The 23,221-nt window shown below is 46.8% G+C and carries 19 protein-coding genes and 1 tRNA gene; 4 read left to right on the top strand and 16 right to left on the bottom strand.

What is annotated here, in order from left to right; translation table 11 throughout:
* Positions 1-84 precede the first annotated feature (84 nt).
* The 5 genes from RDN93_RS18075 to RDN93_RS18055 all read right to left on the bottom strand — a co-directional run bounded on the left by RDN93_RS18075 (position 85) and on the right by RDN93_RS18055 (position 3,525).
* Positions 85-172: transfer RNA gene (locus RDN93_RS18075), tRNA-Ser, on the bottom strand.
* Positions 173-292: 120 nt separating this feature from the next.
* A complete protein-coding gene (locus RDN93_RS18070) occupies positions 293-1,069 on the bottom strand; it encodes a TatD family hydrolase (protein WP_308746783.1) in 777 nt (258 codons plus the stop codon).
* Positions 1,063-1,779 (bottom strand): hypothetical protein, encoded by a 717-nt coding sequence (locus RDN93_RS18065; RefSeq protein ID WP_308746782.1) that lies wholly within the window; start codon positions 1,777-1,779, stop codon positions 1,063-1,065. Before RDN93_RS18065 ends, RDN93_RS18070 begins: the two co-directional genes overlap by 7 nt.
* Before the next feature lie 16 nt (positions 1,780-1,795).
* Positions 1,796-2,770: a polyprenyl synthetase family protein gene (locus RDN93_RS18060; RefSeq protein ID WP_308746781.1), complete on the bottom strand. Its 975-nt coding sequence runs from the start codon at positions 2,768-2,770 to the stop codon at positions 1,796-1,798.
* Between the two features lie 71 nt (positions 2,771-2,841).
* Positions 2,842-3,525 carry an energy transducer TonB gene (locus RDN93_RS18055; RefSeq protein WP_022136555.1) on the bottom strand — a complete coding sequence of 228 codons (684 nt, stop codon included), beginning with the start codon at positions 3,523-3,525 and terminating at the stop codon, positions 2,842-2,844.
* Positions 3,526-3,747: 222 nt separating this feature from the next.
* Between RDN93_RS18055 and cmk the strand changes: the two genes are divergently transcribed.
* From cmk to pfkA, 3 genes are all read left to right on the top strand, one after another.
* Positions 3,748-4,434: a (d)CMP kinase gene (cmk, locus tag RDN93_RS18050; RefSeq protein ID WP_308746780.1), complete on the top strand. Its 687-nt coding sequence runs from the start codon at positions 3,748-3,750 to the stop codon at positions 4,432-4,434.
* Between the two features lie 95 nt (positions 4,435-4,529).
* Complete coding sequence (locus RDN93_RS18045; RefSeq protein ID WP_308746779.1) at positions 4,530-5,393, top strand: 4-hydroxy-3-methylbut-2-enyl diphosphate reductase; 864 nt, start codon at positions 4,530-4,532, stop codon at positions 5,391-5,393.
* 184 nt (positions 5,394-5,577) lie between these two features.
* Positions 5,578-6,558 carry a 6-phosphofructokinase gene (gene pfkA / locus RDN93_RS18040; RefSeq protein ID WP_308746778.1) on the top strand — a complete coding sequence of 327 codons (981 nt, stop codon included), beginning with the start codon at positions 5,578-5,580 and terminating at the stop codon, positions 6,556-6,558.
* Positions 6,559-6,634: 76 nt separating this feature from the next.
* Here pfkA and RDN93_RS18035 read toward each other — a convergent pair whose 3' ends face one another.
* The 6 genes from RDN93_RS18035 to RDN93_RS18010 all read right to left on the bottom strand — a co-directional run bounded on the left by RDN93_RS18035 (position 6,635) and on the right by RDN93_RS18010 (position 14,671).
* Complete coding sequence (locus RDN93_RS18035) at positions 6,635-7,486, bottom strand: SDR family oxidoreductase (protein WP_308746777.1); 852 nt, start codon at positions 7,484-7,486, stop codon at positions 6,635-6,637.
* On the bottom strand, positions 7,486-8,706 hold the full coding sequence (locus RDN93_RS18030; RefSeq protein WP_308746776.1) for an NADH:flavin oxidoreductase: 1,221 nt from the start codon (positions 8,704-8,706) through the stop codon (positions 7,486-7,488). Before RDN93_RS18030 ends, RDN93_RS18035 begins: the two co-directional genes overlap by 1 nt.
* A 64-nt stretch (positions 8,707-8,770) precedes the next feature.
* A complete protein-coding gene (locus RDN93_RS18025) occupies positions 8,771-9,532 on the bottom strand; it encodes a DUF1295 domain-containing protein (RefSeq protein ID WP_308746775.1) in 762 nt (253 codons plus the stop codon).
* A gap of 316 nt (positions 9,533-9,848) precedes the next feature.
* A complete protein-coding gene (locus tag RDN93_RS18020; RefSeq protein WP_308746774.1) occupies positions 9,849-11,192 on the bottom strand; it encodes a citrate/2-methylcitrate synthase in 1,344 nt (447 codons plus the stop codon).
* 25 nt (positions 11,193-11,217) lie between these two features.
* Positions 11,218-12,408 (bottom strand): NADP-dependent isocitrate dehydrogenase, encoded by a 1,191-nt coding sequence (gene icd, locus RDN93_RS18015; protein WP_308746773.1) that lies wholly within the window; start codon positions 12,406-12,408, stop codon positions 11,218-11,220.
* Between the two features lie 19 nt (positions 12,409-12,427).
* On the bottom strand, positions 12,428-14,671 hold the full coding sequence (locus RDN93_RS18010) for an aconitate hydratase (protein WP_308746772.1): 2,244 nt from the start codon (positions 14,669-14,671) through the stop codon (positions 12,428-12,430).
* A 66-nt stretch (positions 14,672-14,737) separates the two neighbouring features.
* Between RDN93_RS18010 and RDN93_RS18005 the strand changes: the two genes are divergently transcribed.
* Positions 14,738-16,678, top strand: a complete 1,941-nt coding sequence (locus tag RDN93_RS18005; RefSeq protein WP_308746771.1) for an AAA domain-containing protein — start codon at positions 14,738-14,740, stop codon at positions 16,676-16,678.
* A 548-nt stretch (positions 16,679-17,226) separates the two neighbouring features.
* Here RDN93_RS18005 and ilvC read toward each other — a convergent pair.
* The 5 genes from ilvC to ilvD form a co-directional block, all read right to left on the bottom strand.
* Entirely contained in the window at positions 17,227-18,270 is a 1,044-nt protein-coding gene (gene ilvC, locus RDN93_RS18000) for a ketol-acid reductoisomerase (protein WP_308746770.1), read from the bottom strand.
* A gap of 64 nt (positions 18,271-18,334) precedes the next feature.
* A complete protein-coding gene (locus tag RDN93_RS17995) occupies positions 18,335-19,078 on the bottom strand; it encodes an acyl-ACP thioesterase domain-containing protein (protein ID WP_308746769.1) in 744 nt (247 codons plus the stop codon).
* Positions 19,078-19,641 (bottom strand): acetolactate synthase small subunit, encoded by a 564-nt coding sequence (ilvN, locus tag RDN93_RS17990; protein ID WP_308746768.1) that lies wholly within the window; start codon positions 19,639-19,641, stop codon positions 19,078-19,080. The genes RDN93_RS17995 and ilvN overlap by 1 nt, the downstream gene beginning before the upstream one ends.
* 56 nt (positions 19,642-19,697) lie before the next feature.
* The gene (ilvB, locus tag RDN93_RS17985) at positions 19,698-21,395 is read right to left on the bottom strand and encodes a biosynthetic-type acetolactate synthase large subunit (RefSeq protein ID WP_308746767.1); all 1,698 of its coding nucleotides are present in this window, start codon (positions 21,393-21,395) and stop codon (positions 19,698-19,700) included.
* A 27-nt stretch (positions 21,396-21,422) separates the two neighbouring features.
* Positions 21,423-23,221 (bottom strand): dihydroxy-acid dehydratase (gene ilvD / locus RDN93_RS17980; protein WP_308746766.1); only part of this gene is annotated, 1,799 nt, incomplete at its 5' end.

Raw genomic sequence — 23,221 nt, 5'->3', positions numbered from 1 at the left:
ACTTTTTCATTGTGTGTCTAATTTTTAAGATTAATTAATTGATTATTATTATTGTTTTTACTTCTCGTCCTGTTTTCAATTCTGCGGAGAGACGGGGATTCGAACCCCGGATACGCTTTAGGCGTATACACGCTTTCCAGGCGTGCCTCTTCAACCACTCGAGCATCTCTCCTTATGAGTTTTCCGCATTTTCAGCTACAAATGTATCCTTTTTTTTCTTTTCTTGAAGCATTATCCCTTTTTTATCTTGAATAAATACTGCAAATTAATATAATTTAAAACCTTTCGAACCTTATTTGCGGATTCCAAACACTTTTAGTGCATTTTCTGAAGTGACCTGAGACACGTATTCAAAGGGCATTCGATAAATTTCCGCTACTTTTGCAAGAGTATCCTTCACATTCGCGCTTTCATTTCGCTTGCCACGGTTCGGAACCGGAGTTAAATAGGGAGAGTCGGTTTCGAGCACAATACGTTCCAAAGGAACTGTCAGCAGTGTCTCCGGCAGAGCAGATTTCTTAAAAGTAACTACACCGTTAACCCCCAGCATAAATCCTTCGAATTCCAGTAATTTCTCGGCTTCTTCCACTGTCCCGGTAAAACTATGAAAAATACCGGTGAGCGGAGTGTTTTTATAGGGTTCCATTACCTTATATATATACTCGAACGCATCCCTTGAATGAATAACAATCGGCAACCGATATTCGAGCGCCCACTCAATCTGCCTTTGAAAGACCAACAGTTGTTCTTTCAAAAAGGTCTTATCCCAGTAAAGATCAAGACCGATTTCACCAATAGCAACATACCGATTGGTTCCCGCCAACTGCTCATGCACAACGGCCAATTCCTGTTCATATGTTTCATTAACAGAAGTGGGATGCAGCCCAATCATCGGGAAACAATAGCCCGGATAGCCAGCACATACAGATAACATCGGATTAATCGTCGTACTATCAATATTCGGCATAAAAATATATGAAACACCGGCTTCACGTGCACGTTCAATTACTTGTGACAAATCTTCGGAAAATTCTTCTAAAAAGAGATGAGAGTGAGTATCTATCAGCATGATATTTCGTTTTTTTCTTTTACTTTTTCACTGGAACGATAGTAATATACCAGACCGTAATCACGGCATTTTTCCAGTCTGACCTCATTGGGAGTGATGTCCTGATATTTAGCTTCAACCTGATTCCAAATATCCAATATTAATTCATCGGCACGGTCGCGCATGGAAGCCAGTTCGTCAAGGCTCCGACTTGTCAATGCCTGATAATTCTTCTGCCGCTCATAGCTATCTAGAAAGATATCGTAATGCACTTTCACACGTGCAATAGTAGGATTATAAATAGGTATACCACCCTGAGATGTCCTCCGCTGTTCACCTTCAATAATCTTTTTCCCCCACTCCACCAATGCGGCTTCACTCAGCAAATCCGGTACCGTACTCGCATTAGGCAGACCGTACAATTCTTTATGTGCCACTTTTATTTCATCACGGAGCACAGCCAAGTTGAGTACCTGGATGAAATGAGAAATATACAGTCGGGCGGTTTTCACATTTGCCTGATGTCTCCTGCTCGCCCGCGACTGATTATCATAGCATTGTGTATAATAAATCTGCGCCGCTTCAAACCTTTGCAGAAAATTACGCGCTTCGAACAATGTCTTCAGCGTAATTGCCAGGTCACGTACATTATACAGTTCTCCCTTTTCAACCGCTATTTTCAGCGCCCGAACCCTCGCCTGGTCTGTATTTGGTAGTCGTCTGTATGGCATATTTTCAAGAGCTTAGCTACATTTCACGATACATCAATAATTTCACCAAGTTCTTTAATTCTTTTTTTCGATCCTCTGCCACTGCTACTGCCGAAAGACTTTCCATGGCAAGTGTATAATACTCGCGCATCTTGTTTTCGCAGACATTACGAATATCCAGTTGATTATACAGTTCCGTCACTGCTGCTATTTTCTCAGCAGGCTGATAAGTTTCAGCATTCAGCCAACAGTCCAGTTCTTCTTTTTGCTTTTCGTCCGCACGGTTCAGCGCTTTGATAAGCATATACGTTTTTTTGTTGCAAAGAATGTCACCGCCTATTTTCTTACCGAACACTTCCGGATCTCCATAAACGTCCAACAAATCATCCTGCAACTGGAATGCGATTCCTATCTGCATTCCGAAATTATACAGGTTCTCGGCATCTTCAGCAGTTGCTCCTGCCAAAATAGCACCGATTTTAAGACTACCTGCCAGCAATACGGCTGTTTTCAGACGAATCATTTCGATATATTCATCTTCTGTGACATCACAGCGAGATTCAAATTCCATATCCAGTTGCTGTCCTTCACAAATTTCAAGTGTGGTCAGACTGAACAGTTCCATCACTTCTTTCAAATATTCCGCTGGGCACGCTGTCATGTACCGAAATGCCAAAATCAACATAGCATCGCCCGAAAGCACGGCAGTATTATCATTCCAAACTTTGTGCACAGTCGGTTTCCCTCTGCGTACCTCCGAACGGTCCATCAAGTCATCATGCAGTAATGTATGGTTATGGTAAACCTCGATAGCAATAGCAGGATCGTAGATAGATGCGACATCCTCACGATACAGATTATACGCCATCAACATTAATACAGGACGTATCCGCTTCCCCCCTAGAGAAAGGATATACTCAATCGGTTCATAGAGCCCTTCCGGTGTCCGGGTAAACTGAATTTCAGAAATATGACTGTTTATTTTATCAAGTAATTGAGAAGCTGTGAACATGATGGATGAAAAATATTAATGAATGAAAAAGAGGCTGCTTACGGCAGCCTCTTAAATTATTGTATTACAAATTACTGCAGCCTGAACATTACAGGAACTGTAAATTTAACACGTACCGGTTTACCGCGCTGCATACCAGGTTTCCACTTCGGCATGGTATTTATCACACGGAGGGCTTCTTTATCCAAATACGGGTCAACGCTACGTACAACTTTCGCATCTACGATACTACCGTCCTTGTTAACAACGAACTGTACGATAACACGTCCTTGAGTTCCGTTTTCCTGTGCTATAGTCGGGTATTTGATATTCTTAGCCAGATACTGCATCAAAGCTGCCTGTCCGCCCGGGAAGTCCGGCATATTTTCTACAACTTCGAAGATCGTTTGTTCTTCCGGCTCTTCTTCAACAACCTGTACCGGTACATATTTTACCTCTACCGGAGCAGCATTATCTTCATTGATAATGGTTGTTGTTTCATCAATTTCGGCTTTATCGTCGACAATCTCCAATAATTCAGCCACTTTCGGAGCTTCGGGTGGTGGTGGAGCTTGTTGTTCGGGGGTCTCGGTAATAGGAATGATTTCCTCTTCAAACACAACGTCAGCTACTGCCTGGCTTGTATCAATTTTCACGTCACGCTGGGTCCATTCGAACGCCACGAACATGAAAGCTAACACTACCACGTAACCAACGAGCAACCATGTAGACTTCTTGCCTTCCAGGTCTGCTTTGGGTGATTTTTTAACTTCCATAAAAATAATTAATATAATGATTAATAAAAAAAAGTGTCTTCCTATGTATCTTTGGGCAAATATAGTACATTTTCAGTTAACCGCCTGTTTCTTCCTGTCTTTTTATCCGGCTTTTTAACTTTTTTAATTCTTTCGTACTTACTTCACTCTTTTTTAGACCGAACGTTCGGTCTGTCTTTAAAAATAAACGTATCTTTGGCGGACAAATTAGATGAACTGAATATGAAAAAGATAGTAATAGCAGTCGACGGTTTTTCCTCTTGCGGAAAAAGCACCATGGCCAAGGATCTTGCCCGTGAAATAGGATACATTTACATTGACAGCGGAGCCATGTATCGCGCGGTTACCTTATATGGTATAGAGAACGGGATTTTCGACGGTGATGTTATCGATGTCGAAAAACTGAGAAATGAAATCAAGAATATTCATATTTCTTTCCGCTTGAATCCGGAAACAGGGCGTCCGGACACCTACCTCAACGGCATGAATGTGGAAAACAAAATCCGTACGATGGAAGTTTCATCGAAGGTTAGCCCTATCAGTGCGCTCAACTTTGTACGTGAGGCAATGGTAGCTCAACAGCAGGCAATGGGAAAGGAAAAAGGAATCGTGATGGACGGCAGAGACATCGGGACTACCGTTTTTCCGAATGCAGAATTGAAGATATTCGTTACCGCCACACCGGAAATCCGCGCACAGCGCCGTTATGAAGAGTTGAAAGCAAAAGGCCAGGAGGCCAGTTTCGACGAAATATTGGAGAATGTAAAGCAACGGGATTACATTGACCAAAATCGCGACGTAAGCCCGCTGCGCAAAGCCAAAGATGCTCTTTTGCTGGATAATACGAATTTGACAATCGAGCAGCAGAAAGAATGGTTGTTCGAGAACTTTAACAAAGTAGGCAAATAGCTTCCCTTCATGGCTTGAAGGATATTCTTTATAATATAAGTGATATCCTTATAGTATAAGTGATATTATTCAATATGGTATAAGTAGCTTTCTATATGATTAAAGTAGAGATAGATGAGGATTCGGGTTTCTGTTTCGGGGTAGTGACTGCCATCCACAAAGCAGAAGAAGAGTTGGCAAAAGGAGAAACGCTTTATTGTCTTGGAGATATAGTGCACAATAGCCGGGAAGTGGACAGGCTGAAAACGATGGGATTAATTACCATCAACCGTGAAGAGTTCAAGCAGTTGCGAAACGCCAAGGTTCTGCTCAGAGCACACGGGGAACCACCTGAAACTTACATGATTGCCCGCGAAAATAATATAGAGATAATAGATGCTACCTGCCCGGTAGTATTACGTTTGCAAAAACGTATCAAGCAAGAGTTTCTACAAGACGGAAATCAAGAAAAACAAATTGTCATATACGGCAAAACCGGTCACGCAGAAGTGTTGGGACTAGTGGGACAGACAGACGGAAAAGCGATTGTCATCGAAAAAGCCGAGGAAGCGAAGAAACTGGATTTAAGCAAGAATATCCGGCTTTTCTCGCAGACAACCAAGTCGCTCGACGAATTCCAGGAAATTGTAGAATACATTAAAAAGCATATCTCACCGGACGCGACTTTCGAGTATTACGACACGATTTGCCGCCAGGTTGCCAACCGCATGCCCAAGCTCAGGGAGTTTGCGGCTACGCATGATTTGATATTTTTCGTCAGCGGGAAAAAGAGTTCGAACGGAAAGATGTTGTTTGAAGAGTGTCTGAAAGTGAATCCTAATTCACATTTAATAGACAACGAGAAGGAGATAGACGTTTCTTTGCTCCAAAATGTACAATCAATTGGTGTGTGCGGGGCTACTTCAACTCCTAAATGGCTGATGGAAAAGATATACAGTCACATTCAGGCACTTATATAAAAACAACTGCCTATTTCATAAAAGAATAACAGCAGAGAAACAGATAAGAATAAAAAGAAAGCAAAGAACAGCTATTTGAACATTTTTAATGTTTTCGTCATGCGAAAAAAAACTTCATAAACATTGCTTTCAACTTTTTATTGTACATTTGCCACGTCAAACTAATTAATGAAAAGATTGTGTTATGGGAACAGTAAAGTGTATCGGAATTTTAACTTCCGGCGGTGATGCGCCGGGAATGAACGCAGCTATACGTGCAGTGACACGTGCGGCTATCTATAACGGACTACAAGTTAAAGGTATATATAGAGGCTACAAAGGTCTGGTGACAGGCGAAATCAAAGAATTCAAAAGCCAAAACGTAAGTAACATCATCCAACTGGGGGGAACTATTCTGAAAACAGCCCGCTGCAAGGAGTTCACCACTCCTGAAGGACGCCAACTTGCTTATGATAACATGAAGAAAGAAGGCATTGACGCCCTGGTCATCATCGGTGGTGACGGTTCGTTGACAGGTGCTCGCATCTTCGCGCAAGAATTCGATGTTCCATGTATTGGACTGCCGGGAACAATTGACAATGACCTTTACGGAACAGATACAACTATCGGTTACGACACAGCACTGAATACGATTTTGGACGCAGTAGATAAGATTCGCGACACAGCCACTTCGCACGAACGTTTGTTCTTTGTGGAAGTAATGGGACGTGATGCCGGTTTCCTCGCGCTGAACGGAGCAATTGCTTCGGGAGCCGAAGCTGCTATTATTCCTGAGTTCAGCACGGAAGTCGACCAACTGGAAGAATTTATCAAGAACGGGTTCCGCAAATCAAAGAATAGCAGTATCGTGCTGGTAGCCGAAAGCGAACTGACAGGTGGCGCCATGCATTATGCGGAACGTGTCAAAAACGAATATCCTCAATATGATGTGCGTGTGACCATCCTCGGACACTTGCAGCGTGGCGGTAGCCCTACTGCTCATGACCGTATTTTGGCAAGCCGCCTAGGTGCGGCAGCTATTGACGCGATTATGGAAGACCAGCGTAACGTAATGATTGGTATCGAACATGACGAAATCGTTTATGTACCGTTCAGCAAAGCTATCAAAAACGACAAGCCGATAAAGAGAGATCTTGTGAATGTACTGAAAGAACTTTCAATCTAAGAGAAAGAGGTTTCATTCAACCATAAAAAAGAAACGGTGGATAACTGGAAAACAGATTATCCACCGTTTCTTCTTTCTACTCAAACCATTGCGCTAACGAACGCTCCGTTATTTCCCACAACTGCTCTCTCTGCACATGGTTTATGTATTTGTCAGATAAGATTTTCCGATGATTATTGACATAGAGTTGTCCCGTCACACCGGCTTCCTTCTCGTCCAACAACAGCCCAATTGCCGTAGAAGCCCCTTTCGCGGGCTTACGGATAAAAGGACGGAAAAATATATCCGTCAAGGGGTCGAACCACTTGTGCATCGTGATGATATCGGTAGAGACGATTCCCGGATCAGCGGCATTGACAGTGATTCCTTTCCCGCGAAGTTGTTCGGCAAGTTCGAAAGTAAACAGTAATAAAGCCAATTTCGTATTGCTGTAAACAGGTATTCTCCAGAACTGCCCCTGCTTTCCCCTATGCAGGAAATCAGGAAAATCGAGTCTCCCGATTGCATACGTGCACGAAACCATATTTACGATACGTGCTCCACGCACCATAGCCGGGATTAATTTACGCGTCAACAAGTAAGGAGCCACGTAATTTACGCTGACCGTCCGTTCAAACCCGTCGCTCGTAATAGAAAATCCCGTTTCCATTGTTCCGGCATTGTTCATCAATAGGGAGACAGGAAGGTTGCGTTCTAAAATCTGCCCGGCAAAAGAAACGACAGATTTCATGGAAGATAAATCAACCGCTATCACTTCCAAATTCGGATTTCCCGTTTCTTCAATTAGCCGTTGCCGGACAGTCTCCGCCTTCCGGTGGTTATAACAAGCCATTATTACCCGATAACCAGCTTTGGCCACAGCACGGGTTATTTCTGTACCCATACCGCCATCAGCTCCGGTGATGATTGCCCATTTCACTTCATTCATTACTTTTCAAGTTTTTCGATCTCCTTCTGCAAGCAGGAAGGTAGTGGTTCTTTCAAATGTTGATGGCAAGCCATCTCTATCGTATACATACGTCCTATGCAATAATTACTGTGCCCGCAGTTGCAACGCGCCTGCTCTTCCTGCGCCATCCGGTTGACGAATCCCGGTTCGTTGAGTAAAGCGCGAGCCATCTGCACAGCATCAAAGCCTGCATCCAGCACTTCGTCTATTTTCGGACGGGAGACAAGACCGCCGACATAAATCAACGGAGCGCCCGGAAGGGCTTCACGGAATTTCAACGCATCTTCGAGGAAATACGCTTCTTTGAAAGGCACGGACGGAATCATCCACTTCCCGAATATCCGCACTCCGTACTTCAGCCACCAGCAGTCCATGTAGTAAGACATTGAACGGACAGGCATCGCCCCCCGCATCACATACATCGGTGCCTTGCTTACAAAACCACCGCTTAACACCAAGCCATGGGCACCAAGTTCCAACAAACGTTTCGCCACTTGTATGGATTCTTCTATTTCCATTCCACCTTTGAAGCCGTCACGCATATTCATTTTGACAAAAACAGCCATATCGCTGCCTGCCGCTTTCATTACTTCTTCCATCACCAGTTCCATAAACCGCATCCGGTTCTCCAGCGAGCCACCGAATTCGTCTTTCCGATGATTTGTGTAAGGAGACAGAAACTGACTAATCAGATAGCCATGTCCAGCATGCACCTCAACAGCGTCGAATCCGGCTTCCCGTGCCAAGTTGACTGCATTTCCATAGGCTTGTGCCAGTTCCGGCAACTCTTCTTTTTTCAATCCGCGAACAAATGTAGGAGAATAAAGATTGAATCCCGAAGAAGCGGATACAGGGGTGACACCACAAATATTCTTATGGGACATATTCCCGCAATGCCCTATCTGTATGCCTACTGCAGCACCTTCGTCATGCACTGCTTTCGTCAATTCATGTAAACGCGCGATGATAGACGGACGCAGCCATAACTGACGGTCGAAAGAAAGTCCGCTTTGTGTCACAGCAGCATAAGCCACTGTCGTCATACCTACCCCGCCCGCAGCTACCGAGCGGTGGTAATCCAATAACATTTGTGAAGGATTGTTCCCCGGACACATACTCTCGAAGGCTGCCGAACGAATCGTCCGGTTCCGCAGCGTTAAAGGACCAAAAGTGACCGGAGTAAAAAGTTTGGATTTCATAGTAATTGAAATTTATTCAAGTCTTATTTAATTTACGAAAACATTCATTATTAATAATTCATTCCTAATAAAGAAAAGGGAACACCCGTTTCTTCTCTCCCACCGCGTCACCGAATTCTTCGCGATAACGACACCAAAGCGCGTGGGCGCGCGGAACAAGATTAGCAATCGTCCACCAAAGAAAGACAAATCCGGAGAGAGAGCAAGTGAGTATTGCCCAACCCGCCCATTCTATTATTTCACCGAAATAATTGGCGGACGTGACATAGCGGTACATTCCTTTTTGCGGCAGATAATGCCCTGTATCTCCCGGTTTGCGCAAGTGGCGGATGACATAATCCGAATGCCAGTTTACCAGCATGCCTGTGAAAAACAACAATGTACCTACAATAAACCATGGAGACGTAAACCATTCGGGCTGATACATCGTTTCGGGAGCCAAATAGAATATCCATTCGCCTTGCATATAGCCATTCAGCAGGTTAAAAAGAATTCCCATCGACATGATTGCCACCGGCATTTTGCTTTTTCCGGTCAGCAACAAAGGAAAAATGAAGGCGCGCTGAAAATAATGTATCTGGAAAAACAAAAAGAAAGTCAATATCACCGGTTCAAAACGGCGGTCGGAATATATCCACATGGCACACATCACTAGAAAGACGGGAGCTTCCATCAGCACCCAGGCTAATTTGTTGGATATAGCCGCTCCCCACGATGCCGTACGAAAAATGCCGTATCCAGCTTTCACAAAGTAAAGGGCAATAAAAACAAATAAAGCTATCAGGCTCATTATGCCCAAAAACAGATTAAAAGCAGTCGTAGTCATATAGAAATTCTTTTGCGATATGCAAAAGTAACAAAAATAGGACAATTTACAGCACAAAACTTCTTAAATTAAAAACTCCATTATATATGAACAGTTTTCTTTAATAAGTTTCAGCGAGTTAAAACGCCATTCATTGTATGGAAAAACGCCTTTTTCTACTCATAACTGCACTACATCAAATGCAAACGACATTGCAACCGTTAAATGTTAAAAAATTGTCTTGAATAAGTACTCCCCGAATGTATATTCCGGAAATTTCCGGAATATACATTCGGGGAGTACTCTACAATATATTCAATAAAAGGATTTGTCCTTATCAGCGTTTCTTAATCGGAATATAAGCCAAATCATCAAGAACATTCTTGTAAGCGGGACGGATGATACGCTTGCCGTCGAAAGTCAGTTCTTCATTGCGGTGCGCACACCAGCCTACAATACGTGCCATTGCGAACAGAGGGGTGAAAATCTCCTGAGGTAGCCCAATCATTTCATAGACGAAACCCGAGTAGAAGTCGATGTTGCTGGAGACGGTCTTTCCGTTGTTCTTGACACGGCCGAAAGTAGCGATAGCACGTTCTTCCAACAGTTCGAGAAAAGCAAATTCGCTCTCTCTGCCTTTCTCGCGGGCAAGGTCACGGGCAAGTTCTTTCAACAAGAGCGCACGAGGGTCGGAAATGGTGTAGACGGCATGACCAATACCGTAGATGAGCCCGGTCTTGTTGTACACTTCCTTGTTGAGCATACGAGTGAAATAAGTATCTATTTCGTCTACGCTAGTCCAGTCCTTGATGTTTTCTTTCAAGTGCTGGAACATATCGGCAACCTGGATATTCGCGCCACCATGGAGCGGGCCTTTCAGTGAACCGATACCTGCGGCGATAGCCGAATAAGTATCCGTTCCGGTGGAGGAAGTGACGCGGACGGTGAAGGTTGAGTTGTTACCACCACCGTGCTCTGCCTGAAGAATCAACAACAGGTCGAGGGTGCGGGCATCCAGTTCGGTGTAGTCCTTTTTCAGCATATACAGGAAGTTTTCGGCAATAGACAGCTTTTCCTGCGGGTGGCGGATATGCAGAGAACGTCCGAAAGTGGCATGGCGAAGCATGTTATAAGCATAAGCAATGATGGTCGGGAATTTCGAGATAAGATCAATACTCTGGCGCATCAGGTTGTCACGCGAGGTGTCGTCCGCATTCGCGTCGAAACGGTACATTTCGAGTACGCTGCGCGAAAGGATATTCATGATATTATTGCCTTCCAGTTCGATAATATTCATTTTTGTCTTCTGTTCCAACGGCATATTGTCGTTAATCAGTTCACGGAAAGAAAGCAGTTCTTCCTTGTCCGGCAGACGACCGGAGAGCAGCAGGTAAGCCACTTCTTCAAAACCGAAACGTTTCTCCTTGATGATGGCGTGCGAGATATCTTCCACGTCATAGCCGCGATAGAACAATTTGCCCGGTATGGGTTTCAGTCCGCCGCCCGAAATACGCTCGTAACCTACCACATTACCGATTTTAGTCAAACCGACCAATACACCTGTACCGTCTTCATTACGCAGTCCGCGCTTCACGTCAAACTTGGGGAACAATTCATTGTCAATCCGGGTAGCTTCCTTCATATCTTCGGAGAGCTTGTAAATCAAATATTCTTTCTTCATCTTTCTTGGTATTTATTCGTTGCTGTTATTTTTCAATCCGTTCCACTATTTCGCGTGTGAAGGCGGAAGTCGGAAGAGAGGTTCCATTCGGCATAAAACGAGCCAAATCATGTGTAGCGCGGGCTTCCAGGAAACTTTGTTCCAAGGCTTTTTCAATCAGAGTTGCCGCTTCTTTCCAGTCAAAATACTCGAGCATCATCACTGCCGAAAGAATGATGGAGCAAGGGTTCACCACATCTTTTCCCGCGATGTTCGGAGCAGTTCCGTGAGTGGCTTCAAAGATGGCGTGACCTGTATTGTAGTTGATGTTCGCTCCCGGAGCGATGCCGATGCCGCCTACCATAGCCGCCAGTTGGTCGGAAACGTAGTCGCCATTCAGGTTCAAAGTCGCTATCACGGAGTATTCTTCGGGAATTAGGAGCGTGTTTTGCAGGAAAGCGTCGGCAATGCAATCCTTTATCACCAGTCTTCCATCTGCCAAGGCATCTCCAAATTCGCGCTGTGCCAGTTCATATCCCCATTTTTTGAAACCACCTTCGGTGAATTTCATGATATTTCCCTTGTGTACCAATGTCACGGAAGGAAGATGATGGTCGAGTGCATACTGGCAGGCGGCACGTACAAGACGTTCTGTACCTTCCTTTGATACGGGTTTCACACCGAAAGAGGACGTTTCCGGAAAACGGACTTTTGTCACGCCCATTTCGTCTTTCAGGAATTTGTAGAACTTCTCAGCTTCCGGAGTGCCTGCTTCCCACTCGATTCCTGCATAAATATCTTCCGTATTTTCTCGGAACACGCACATATTCACTTTCTCGGGAGCTTTCACCGGCGACTGTACTCCCTGATACCAGCGGACGGGGCGAAGGCACACATATAAATCGAGCGTCTGCCGCAAGGCTACATTCAGCGAACGGATGCCGCCCCCGACAGGAGTTGTCAACGGACCTTTGATACCTACCAGATATTCCTGAAAGGTTTTCATCGTTTCGTCCGGTAACCACGAACCTGTCTCGTTGAAGGCACGTTCGCCCGCCAGCACTTCTTTCCATTCGATGCGACGCTTGCCGCCGTAAGCTTTCCGAACGGCCGCGTCCACCACAGCCTGCATGGAAGGAGTCACTTCGGCTCCCACTCCGTCTCCGGTAATATAAGGTACGATAGGTACATCGGGCACCAGCAGCGTACCATCTGCTTTCATGGTTATTTTGCTCATCTTTTTATCTGGCGTTTAGTTATCTTGCGTTTAAGGCAGAACCGGCGCGAAACCAGGCAATCTGCTGTTCATTGTATGTATGTTGCACTTCAAAACTCTCTTTCGTCCCGTCATCGTGATGAAGGACGACGGTCAGGTTCCGTCCCGGCGCAAAGTGCACCAACCCAAGTACGGAAAGGACGTCGTGCTCACGAATCCTATCGTAATCGGCCTTATCGACAAATGTCAGGGCAAGCATTCCTTGTTTCTTCAAGTTCGTTTCATGAATACGGGCGAAACTCTTGGCGAGAATCACACGGACATTCAGAAAACGCGGTTCCATAGCGGCATGCTCGCGGCTGGAGCCTTCACCGTAATTCTCTTCGGCAACAACGATAGAGGGAATCCCCTGGGACTTGTACATCTTCGCCGTGCCGGATACTGTTCCGTATGTATTTGTCGAACGGTTCCAAACCTTGTTCGTTTCTCCGTTGAAAGCATTGACAGCTCCCATCAGCATATTGTCGGAGATATTCTCCAAATGTCCGCGGAAACGAAGCCACGGTCCCGCCATAGAAATATGGTCGGTAGTGCATTTGCCTTGCGCTTTGATTAACAACGGCATATTCAACAAGTCCTGGCCGTCCCAAGCCGGGAAAGGAGTCAGCAACTGGAGACGTTGGGAGTCCGGTTTCACCTTGATTTCCGTTCTCGCTCCATGCGGGGCGATATAGCCCTCGTTTCCTTGCGCAAAACCCTTCAAAGGAAGTTCGTCCCCGACAGGTTCCGCCAGTTTCACCTTTTCGCCGTCGTGGTTCACGAGTCTGTCTTTCAAAGGATTGAAGCACAAGTCACCCGCGATAGTCAGCGCCATAGTCAGTTCGGGAGAAGCGACGAAAGCGTAGGTGTTGGGATTGCCGTCAGCACGTTTCGCAAAGTTACGGTTGAAAGAGGTAACGATGGAGTTCTTCCGTGTCGGGTCGTCCGTCTCACGTTTCCACTGGCCGATACACGGTCCGCAGGCGTTCGCCATGATAGTAGCTCCTATCTGTTCAAAAGCACCAATCATTCCATCCCTCTCGGCAGTGGCGCGAATCTGTTCCGAACCCGGATTCACAATCAGAGGGGCAGCTACACTCAGGTTCTTTTCGGCAACTTGTTTGGCCAGAGAAGCGGCACGGCTCAAATCCTGATAAGAAGAGTTGGTGCACGAACCGATAAGCCCGACTTCCATCTTGCGGGGATAACCGTTCAACAACACTTTCTCCGCAAATTCAGAGATAGGAGTGGCGGCGTCCGGCGTGAAAGGACCGTTGATATAAGGTTCGAGTTCCGACAGGTCGATTTCGATGACACGGTCGTAATATTTCGCAGGCTCATCCGTCACTACTTCGTCCGCCCGCAGGTCGGCGCCAACGGATTCTGCCCAATCGACTACACATTCCCTTCCGGTAGCCCTCAAATAGGTAACCATGCGCCTGTCAAACGGGAAAAGCGAGGTGGTAGCCCCTACCTCGGCACCCATATTACAGATGGTTGCCTTTCCGGTGGCAGAAAGAGATTCGGTGCCAGAACCGAAATATTCAATGATGGCATTCGTTCCGCCCTTCACGGTGAGGATGCCGGCGAGTTTCAAGATGACATCTTTCGGAGATGCCCAGCCGTTCAGTTTTCCGGTCAGACGAACACCGATAATCTTCGGCATTTTCAGTTCCCATTCCATGCCTGTCATCACGTCCACGGCATCCGCGCCACCGACACCGATAGCCACCATGCCCAGACCGCCCGCATTGGGAGTGTGAGAATCCGTTCCCACCATCATTCCGCCGGGAAATGCATAGTTTTCGAGTACCACCTGGTGGATAATGCCGGCTCCCGGTTTCCAAAAGCCGATACCGTAGCGGGAAGATACATCGCGAAGAAAGTCGTACACTTCTTCGTTAGTCATTCGCGCCGTGGCGATGTCTTCCTTCGCTCCTTTGTAGGCTTGTATCAAGTGGTCGCAGTGCACCGTTGAAGGCACGGCCGCCCGATCTTTGCCGGAGTTCATGAATTGAAGCAGAGCCATTTGGGCGGTAGCGTCCTGCATTGCCACCCGGTCAGGGCGGAAATTCACATAGTCCTCTCCCCGTTTGTAGTCTTTCACATCAGCCACATCATAAAGATGAGCATACAAGATTTTCTCGGCCAACGTCAAAGGACGTTTCAATACAGCCCGCACGTGTTCCAGCTTTCCTTTATAAGCAGCGTAGAAGGCTTCCAACATAGTCACATCATATACCATATCGCTTTTTATTTTTTTAGTCTATCTATTAAAATAACGAACATCGTTCGAGTAATGTTTAACAAAATGAAATATTTTTTCGACCCAGGGAGAAGATTTGTTACCTTTGCCTCTATTATGAATAATAATCCGAAAAGTCCGACAGCCGACCTTCAGCAACAACAGCTCCTTCTACGGATGGAGTACGAATACGAGAAAGAGGAATTCAAGCGGCAGACCGAAACGATGGGTATTGCCCGGAAAGTGAAACGCGGTCTGTGCTGGCATCCCGTCTCTCCCGGTCGAAGTTACTACAATTCTCTGAATCAGCTTGTAATAGATATTACACGTACCGAAAATAAAGAAATAGAGCACTCTTTTGAGTTCGGGCGTCCCGTCTGCTTTTTCCATCAGTCGCTTGAGGGGAAAATGAAGTACATGAACTTCGTCGCTACCGTCAGTTACGCGGATGAAGAGCGAATGGTGGTCGTGCTGCCCGGAGCGGGGGCTTTGGCGGAGCTGCAAACTCCCAATATACTGCTTGGCGTACAGCTTTATTTCGACGAGACGTCTTATCGGGCTATGTTCGAAGCGTTGGAAGATGTAATCCGTGCCAAAGGCAACCGGTTGGCAGAACTGCGCGACACATTGCTCGGAACACAGAAGCCCGGATTTCGTGAGCTATATCCGGTACGCTTCCCGTGGCTGAACAGTACGCAGGAAACGGCTGTCAACAAGGTGCTCTGCACACGTGACGTCTCCATTGTCCACGGCCCGCCGGGAACCGGAAAGACGACGACGCTTGTCGAAGCCATTTATGAAACGTTGCACCGGGAACCGCAGGTGCTTGTCTGCGCGCAGAGTAATACCGCCGTCGACTGGATTTGCGAGAAACTGGTAGACCGGGGTGTGGCGGTGCTCCGCATCGGCAATCCCACGCGGGTAAACGACAAAATGTTGTCTTCCACTTACGAACGACGGTTCGAGAGTCATCCGGTTTATCCTGAGTTATGGGGCATCCGTAAGTCTATCCGCGAAATGAACGGCCGGATGCGCCGGGGAAACTACGCCGAACGGGAAGGTATGCGCAACCGCATGAGCCGCCTGCGTGACCGCGCCACGGAACTGGAGATACTCATCAATGCCGACCTTTTCGACAGTGCCCGCGTGATTGCTTCTACTTTGGTGAGCAGCAACCATCGCCTGCTCAACGGACGGCGGTTTCCCACCTTATTTATAGACGAAGCCGCCCAGGCACTCGAAGCTGCCTGCTGGATTGCCATCCGCAAAGCCGACCGGGTCATCCTCGCGGGCGACCATTGCCAGCTTCCGCCTACCATCAAATGCATAGAAGCTGCCCGCGGCGGACTGGAACGCACCTTAATGGAAAAGGTAGTCCAACAAAAACCGTCTGCCGTCTCATTGCTGAAAGTACAATACAGAATGCACGAATCCATCATGCAGTTCCCTTCCGACTGGTTCTACCACGGTGAACTGGAAGCAGCTCCCGAAGTACGCTACAGGGGAATCCTAGATTTCGATACACCGATGAATTGGATAGATACCTCGGAAATGGATTTCCACGAAGAGTTTGTGGGCGAGAGTTTCGGACGTATCAACAAAGAGGAAGCAAACCTACTCTTACAGGAACTGGAAGCGTATATCAACCGAATCGGCAAGGAACGGATATTGGAAGAGCGGATTGATTTCGGGCTGATTTCACCTTATAAGGCACAGGTGCAATATCTGAGAAGCAAAATCAAAGGAAGCAGTTTCCTGCGCCCTTTCCGCAGCCTCATCACCGTGAATACGGTAGATGGCTTTCAAGGGCAGGAGCGGGATGTCATTTTCATCAGTCTTGTCCGCGCCAATGAGGAAGGGCAGATAGGATTTCTGAACGACCTGCGAAGAATGAACGTGGCTATCACCCGGGCACGAATGAAGCTCGTCATACTGGGAGATGCAACCACTCTGACCAAGCATCCTTTCTACAAAAGACTGATGTCGTTCATTAAAAAAGAGGATTAACTTATTAATCCTCTTTTCAGTGGTTAAGAATCCACTTTCTCACGAAACCAAATTCCTTATTAACACAAACAAAACAAACAATATTTTATTATTTTAGGTACTATTATTTCTATCTCATCAATTTACCGCTACGGCAAATTAAAACATATGTATATCGAAAGAGTCCATCATCAGTATCCACATGAATCTTTCTTCAATGGAGTTCCGAAAAAATCAAACTATAAAGGGAATAATACAACCGTCTACCGGCTTGGAATAATCAGTATCTTTAATCAACCAAACTTATCATCACACAACTATCCAAAAATATGCTGCGAATGCAGGCTAAAGTTAAAAAATAAACAAAACACTTCTCATACGGTATCATTTGTTTCAGTTTGATATCGCAAAGATAAACATAAACTTACATTTTTCGCCTATAACCGCCATATATTTTCCCAAAAAACTTTTATTTCCCTAGAATACAGATTAACAGCTCATTATCGGGTAAAAGAAAAGGGAGAACCCAAAGTTCTCCCCTCTTATAAAACTTGTATAATCCAGTCGGATTAATTATTCTCAGGACGAAGTTTGCGTACTGTAACAGCAGTCTGCCACATTTCGCTTTCGCGAAGTTCTTTCAGTTCCACTTCCAGTTTCTCACGATAATCCGGCTTAGAGTTGGAGTCGATAGAAATCTGGGCTTCGTTACCAGTCTTAACACTGTGGTACAACTTTTCAACTACCGGCTTGATAGCGTCGTGGAAAGGCCCCATCCAGTCGAGAGCACCACGTTGGGCAGTAGTAGAGCAGTTTGCATACATCCAGTCCATACCGTTCTTTGCGAAAAGCGGCATCAATGACTGAGTCAGCTCTTCTACAGTTTCGTTGAAAGCTTCGGAAGGAGAATGACCGTTTTCACGCAATACTTCATACTGTGCCAGCAACAGCCCCTGAATAGCCCCCATCAATGAACCGCGTTCGCCTGTCAGGTCAGAAGTAGCTTCACGTTGGAAAGTAGTTTCAAACAGATAGCCTGAACCGATACCGATACCCAGTGCGATTGTCTTTTCGTAAGCCTTGCCCGTAGCATCCTGATAGATAGCGTAAGAAGAGTTCAAGCCACGGCCTTCAAGAAACATGGTACGCAAAGAAGTACCCGAACCTTTAGGAGCAACCATGATAACGTCGATATCAGCAGGAGGAACTACGCCTGTACGGTCGTTCCAGGTGATAGCAAAACCGTGAGAGAAATAAAGAGCTTTTCCGGCAGTCAGGTAAGGCTTGATAGTAGGCCAAACAGACATTACTGCCGCGTCAGACAACAGGCACATAACGATAGTACCTTTCTCGCAAGCTTCTTCGATTCCGAACAACGTTTCACCCGGAACCCATCCGTCTGCTACTGCCTTATCGTATGTTTTTCCTTCACGCTGTCCAACGATTACATTGAAACCGTTATCACGCAAGTTCAGTGCCTGCCCCGGGCCCTGCACACCATAACCGATTACAGCAATTGTTTCATTTTTCAATACTTCACGAGCTTTTTCTAATGGAAATTCGTCACGGATTACTACTGTTTCAATAGTTCCGCCAAAATTCAACTGTGCCATTTTCTTTTTTGTTTTTAGTTTTGATGGCTTATGCCATCCGTTATTAATTGATTCTATATCCTATTTATTCAAATATTACTTTCGAGCGGCAGACTACCTCACTGCCATTCTTCTTCACTTCGACATGAAACTCGTTCTCATTGGCTTCGTCACAGAAGAACGAGAGCTCATCTCCGAAATAACTTTCCGCCACATACGCCATTTCAAAACGGTGGATACGCTTGGTCTTATACAGTTCTATCGGGAACAAATCGAGGATATGTTCTATGTAGCGGATACTGTTCACATGACCGTTGATGTCGATATCGCTGTATTTTGCCGTCAGCGTAGCCAACGGCTTGTCACTGGTCACCTTGATGCGAGAGGGCTTGTCTATCGGACAAGGTTCATCGCACACATAGTCTACGATGCTTCCACCGTGCAGCGTCAACAAGTCCGCGGGCTTGCGGGTATTCAGGTTAATCATAGCCCATACCGAACGGGCGTAGCCTATCTTTTTGCCGTCTTTGTCGATAACGGCAAAGTTACGGTCGGTGAACAGGCGATACACGTTCTCCACCCACGTCTGAACCGAGAAGTCTTCATATTGGTAAGGCATTTCGTCCAGTTCAATAGCTAGGCGGGAAAGCACCCAGGTGTAATTATCCTCGTTCAGCGTCGCAATGCCGAAGCCACGGTCATTGGCATGGAAACCTGCGCAATTCAGCAGATGGTTGCCCAATACGCCCATTGTCAGGCGTCCGTTGAAGTCGACGTGGAACGGTTCCGCAACAAACTTATAAGTTCCTATTTTATTTGATTCGCTCATTATTCCTGTTGTTTTTTACTTTGGTTATAGCCGGCTTCCCGCCCGTCGAGAAACTCGTTCACCCGTTCGAAGCAACTGGTAGTGATAGCCACGCGTCCCGAACGCACAAACTGCAGAACACAATTCAAAGCCTTCAGTTCACCATAAAGTGAAGTAATGTCCTCACTCATGCCGTTCTTCTCGACAATGGAGAATACAGGATTCACCTCTACCACGCGAGCGTTATACCTGCGTATCACTTTGGATGCTTCCGGTGTCTCTTGAAACTCAGGGGTAGATACCTTATATAAGGCAATCTCATGGAAGTAAATTTCATCTTCCGTAAAGTAGTGAGCCTGGATAACGTCAATCTTCTTCTCTATCTGCTTCACCACCTTCTCTATCGTATCCTTATCCGTCCAAGCCGTGATGGTATATTTATGTACGCCTTTGATTGACGACGCGGATACATTCAGGCTTTCAATATTTATCTGCCGACGGGTAAATACAGCCGTTACCTGATTCAGCAATCCGGCGATATTCTCCGAATGAACAATGATGGTATATAATGTCTTATCACTCATAACTCTAAATTTTAAATGCGAACTCTCAACTCTCCGTTCCCAACTCTCTATTTCTCCTAGCACTCCAGCAACATTTGATTTACCGAGCCACCCGGGGGAGTCATCGGCAAGACATTGCCCTCTTCCACCACGCAGGCTTCAAGCAGGAACGGGCCGTCCGTAGCCAGCATTTCCTCGATGGCCTCCTTCAGTTCTTCCCGGGTGAAGACACGTTTGGAAGGAATGTCATAGGCCGAAGCTATTTTCATGTAGTCCGGGTTCAACATCGGCGTAAATGAATAGCGGCGGTTGAAGAACATGGCTTGCCATTGGCGTACATTGCCGAGGAAGTTGTTGTTCAAGCAGATAATTTTCACCGGAGCTTTCCGTTCCATAATAGTTCCCAACTCCTGGATATTCATCTGGAGTCCGCCATCGCCCATAAATGCGCATACGGTACGTTCCGGTGCGCCGAAAGTTGCACCGATAGCGGCAGGAAGACCGAAGCCCATGGTTCCGAGTCCGCCGGAAGTGATGATGCTGCGTTCTTTCGTATATTTAAAGTAGCGTGCGGAAATCATTTGGTTTTGACCTACGTCCGTCACCAGGACAGCTTCGTGGCGGGTTGCGTCACTTACTGCACGTGCCACTTCGCCCATGCTCAGAGAATCCGTGGCAGGATGAAGTTCGGGGCGTATTACTTTCTCTTCTTCAACTTTCTCATATTCCTTGAAACTGTCTATCCATTCAGTATGGGTGTTCTTCTTCAGAAGTTCCGTTACGGATGCCAATGTATGCTTGCAGTCTCCCAAGACGGCCACATCTACTTTCACATTCTTGTTTACTTCCGCAGGGTCAATGTCGAAGTGGATTACTTTTGCCTGTTTGGCATAGGTAGCGAGGTTGCCTGTCACACGATCATCGAAACGCATGCCGACAGCAATCAGGACATCGCATTTGTTGGTGTTGATGTTCGGCCCCAAGTTGCCGTGCATCCCCAACATCCCCTTATTCAATGGGTGTTCCGTCGGCAAAGCCGAAAGACCGAGCAATGTGCAACCCGCAGGCATGTCCGCCTTTTCGATGAAAGCACGCAATTCGCTTTGCGCATTACCCAACTCAACGCCCTGTCCCACCAGTACAAGCGGACGTTCGGCATTATTTATCAGTTCGGCAGCCGCTTTTACAGCGTCCTCGTCCGTATCGGGCACGGGGACGTAGCTGCGGATAAAGTCCAGTTTCGTCGGTTCGTATTTCGTTTTCTCCACTTGCGCATTCTTGGCAAAATCCAGCACTACCGGGCCAGGACGACCACTACGGGCAATATAGAACGCACGCGCTACAGCCCAGGCTACATCTTCCGCCCGACGAATCTGATAACTCCATTTAGCGATTGGCTGCGTGATACCTACCAAATCGACTTCCTGAAACGCATCCGTTCCGAGGAAAGCAGTTCCTACTTGTCCGGCAATCACCACGATAGGCGTACTGTCTATCATTGCGTCCGCAATACCTGTAATCGTATTGGTAGCACCGGGGCCGCTTGTAACCAGACAAACACCTACTTCACCCGATACGCGGGCATAACCTTGTGCCGCATGGGCAGCTCCCTGTTCGTGACGAACCAAGATGTGGTTCAATGTATCCTTATGGTCAAATAAGGCATCAAACACCGGCATGATAGAACCACCGGGGTATCCGAAGATGGTGTTTACTCCCTGATGTTCCAAGGAGCGCATCAACGCCTCTGCACCTGTTATTAAGTCTTTACTCATTCTTTTTTTGATATTGAAAGATGTGTATCAATCGATTATTCTCACTGCTCCCTTATCGGCGGAACTGACCATACTGGCATATGCCCTCAGACTCTTCGGCACGTAACGGTCGCGAGTGACAGGTGCCATCGGGCGGGCAGCCAGTTCTTCATCCGTTAATCGCACGTTAATCGTCCGGGCGGGAATATCGATTTCAATAATATCTCCATCAACAATCTTTCCGATATTACCCCCTGCTGCCGCTTCGGGCGAAATATGTCCGATACTCAAGCCGGAAGTTCCACCGCTGAAACGTCCGTCGGTAATCAAGGCACATTCTTTCCCGAGATGGCGGGATTTTATATAAGAGGTAGGATAAAGCATTTCCTGCATACCCGGACCACCCTTCGGACCTTCGTGCGTGATGACGACGACGTCGCCACTGACGACTCGACCGCCGAGGATGCCTTCACAAGCTGCTTCTTGCGAATCAAAAACTTTGGCAGGGCCGGTAAACTTCCAAATACTTTCGTCTACGCCTGCTGTCTTTACTACACAACCATCTTGGGCGATGTTGCCTTTCAGCACTGCCAGTCCGCCGTCCCTGCTGTAAGCGTGTTCCAGGTCGCGGATGCATCCGGCCGCACGATCTTTGTCCAATTCCTTATAGTACATGCCCTGTGAGCCGAGTACAAGGTTGAATTTGTTGGCGGCTGCGCTCGAATATTTCTTGATGGCTTTCTCGCTGACATTCGGGCTGGTGATTGAGTTTTCGTTGATAGCTTCCGCCAGGGACATTCCGTCTACGCGGCGAACAGACGTATCAACAAGTCCGGCTTTTGCCAGTTCGTGCATAATAGCGATAATACCACCGGCACGGTTTACATCTTGGATATGGTATTTCTGTGTATTCGGAGCTACCTTGCAGAGGCAGGGAGTTTTGCGGGAAAGCATGTCAATATCATCCATCTTAAAATCCACTTCCGCTTCGTGGGCAATAGCCAGCAGATGGAGCACCGTATTGGTGGAACCGCCCATCGCGATATCGAGTGTCATTGCATTCAGGAAGGCCTCGCGGGTAGCGATGCTGCGAGGGAGTACACTTTCGTCTCCCTCATTATAATATTTCATTGCATTCTCTACAATCAGCTTGGCAGCATCTTTGAAGAGTTGCGTACGATTTTCGTGAGTAGCTACGATGGTTCCGTTTCCGGGAAGAGCCAGTCCGATAGCTTCATTCAGGCAGTTCATGGAGTTGGCGGTGAACATGCCGGAACAACATCCGCAGGTAGGACAGGCGTTCTGCTCGATATTGGCCACTTCTTCGTCACTTACGCTCCGGTCGGCGGATTTAATCATGGCGTCAATCAAGTCGAGGTGCTGGCCGTTCCACTCTCCCGCTTCCATCGGTCCGCCCGATACAAATACGGTAGGGATATTCAGGCGCATGGATGCCATCAACATTCCCGGAGTGATCTTATCGCAGTTGCTGATACACACCATCGCGTCCGCCTTATGTGCGTTGACCATATATTCTACACTATCGGCAATGATGTCGCGCGAAGGAAGCGAGTAAAGCATTCCATCGTGCCCCATGGCGATGCCGTCGTCGATGGCGATTGTATTGAATTCCGCAGCGAAGCATCCCAGCTTTTCAATCTCAGCCTTCACCAACTGACCGATTTCATGCAGGTGCACATGTCCCGGCACAAACTGCGTGAACGAATTGACGATAGCGATAATGGGCTTGCCCATCTGTTCTTTCTTCATGCCGTTGGCTGCCCATAACGCGCGGGCTCCCGCCATCCGACGGCCTTGTGTACTAAACGAACTGCGTAATTGCTTTT

It is taken from the genome of uncultured Bacteroides sp. (assembly GCF_902491285.1).
In the GTDB taxonomy this organism is placed as follows: Bacteria; Bacteroidota; Bacteroidia; order Bacteroidales; family Bacteroidaceae; genus Bacteroides.
Note: the sequence above shows the minus strand (reverse complement) of the source record. Positions and strands in the feature narration are given on the sequence as shown.

Coding starts and splice junctions, on each gene's coding strand:
- RDN93_RS18065 (WP_308746782.1), bottom strand. CDS start 1,779: ATGCCATACAGACGACTACCAAATACAGACCAGGCGAGGGTTCGGGCG.
- ilvB (WP_308746767.1), bottom strand. CDS start 21,395: ATGAGTAAAGACTTAATAACAGGTGCAGAGGCGTTGATGCGCTCCTTG.
- RDN93_RS18025 (WP_308746775.1), bottom strand. CDS start 9,532: ATGACTACGACTGCTTTTAATCTGTTTTTGGGCATAATGAGCCTGATA.
- RDN93_RS18020 (WP_308746774.1), bottom strand. CDS start 11,192: ATGAAGAAAGAATATTTGATTTACAAGCTCTCCGAAGATATGAAGGAA.
- RDN93_RS18005 (WP_308746771.1), top strand. CDS start 14,738: ATGAAATATTTTTTCGACCCAGGGAGAAGATTTGTTACCTTTGCCTCT.
- RDN93_RS18045 (WP_308746779.1), top strand. CDS start 4,530: ATGATTAAAGTAGAGATAGATGAGGATTCGGGTTTCTGTTTCGGGGTA.
- pfkA (WP_308746778.1), top strand. CDS start 5,578: ATGGGAACAGTAAAGTGTATCGGAATTTTAACTTCCGGCGGTGATGCG.
- cmk (WP_308746780.1), top strand. CDS start 3,748: ATGAAAAAGATAGTAATAGCAGTCGACGGTTTTTCCTCTTGCGGAAAA.
- RDN93_RS18035 (WP_308746777.1), bottom strand. CDS start 7,486: ATGAATGAAGTGAAATGGGCAATCATCACCGGAGCTGATGGCGGTATG.
- RDN93_RS18030 (WP_308746776.1), bottom strand. CDS start 8,706: ATGAAATCCAAACTTTTTACTCCGGTCACTTTTGGTCCTTTAACGCTG.
- RDN93_RS18010 (WP_308746772.1), bottom strand. CDS start 14,671: ATGGTATATGATGTGACTATGTTGGAAGCCTTCTACGCTGCTTATAAA.
- RDN93_RS18055 (WP_022136555.1), bottom strand. CDS start 3,525: ATGGAAGTTAAAAAATCACCCAAAGCAGACCTGGAAGGCAAGAAGTCT.
- RDN93_RS17995 (WP_308746769.1), bottom strand. CDS start 19,078: ATGAGCGAATCAAATAAAATAGGAACTTATAAGTTTGTTGCGGAACCG.
- RDN93_RS18060 (WP_308746781.1), bottom strand. CDS start 2,770: ATGTTCACAGCTTCTCAATTACTTGATAAAATAAACAGTCATATTTCT.
- ilvN (WP_308746768.1), bottom strand. CDS start 19,641: ATGAGTGATAAGACATTATATACCATCATTGTTCATTCGGAGAATATC.
- ilvC (WP_308746770.1), bottom strand. CDS start 18,270: ATGGCACAGTTGAATTTTGGCGGAACTATTGAAACAGTAGTAATCCGT.
- icd (WP_308746773.1), bottom strand. CDS start 12,408: ATGAGCAAAATAACCATGAAAGCAGATGGTACGCTGCTGGTGCCCGAT.
- RDN93_RS18070 (WP_308746783.1), bottom strand. CDS start 1,069: ATGCTGATAGATACTCACTCTCATCTCTTTTTAGAAGAATTTTCCGAA.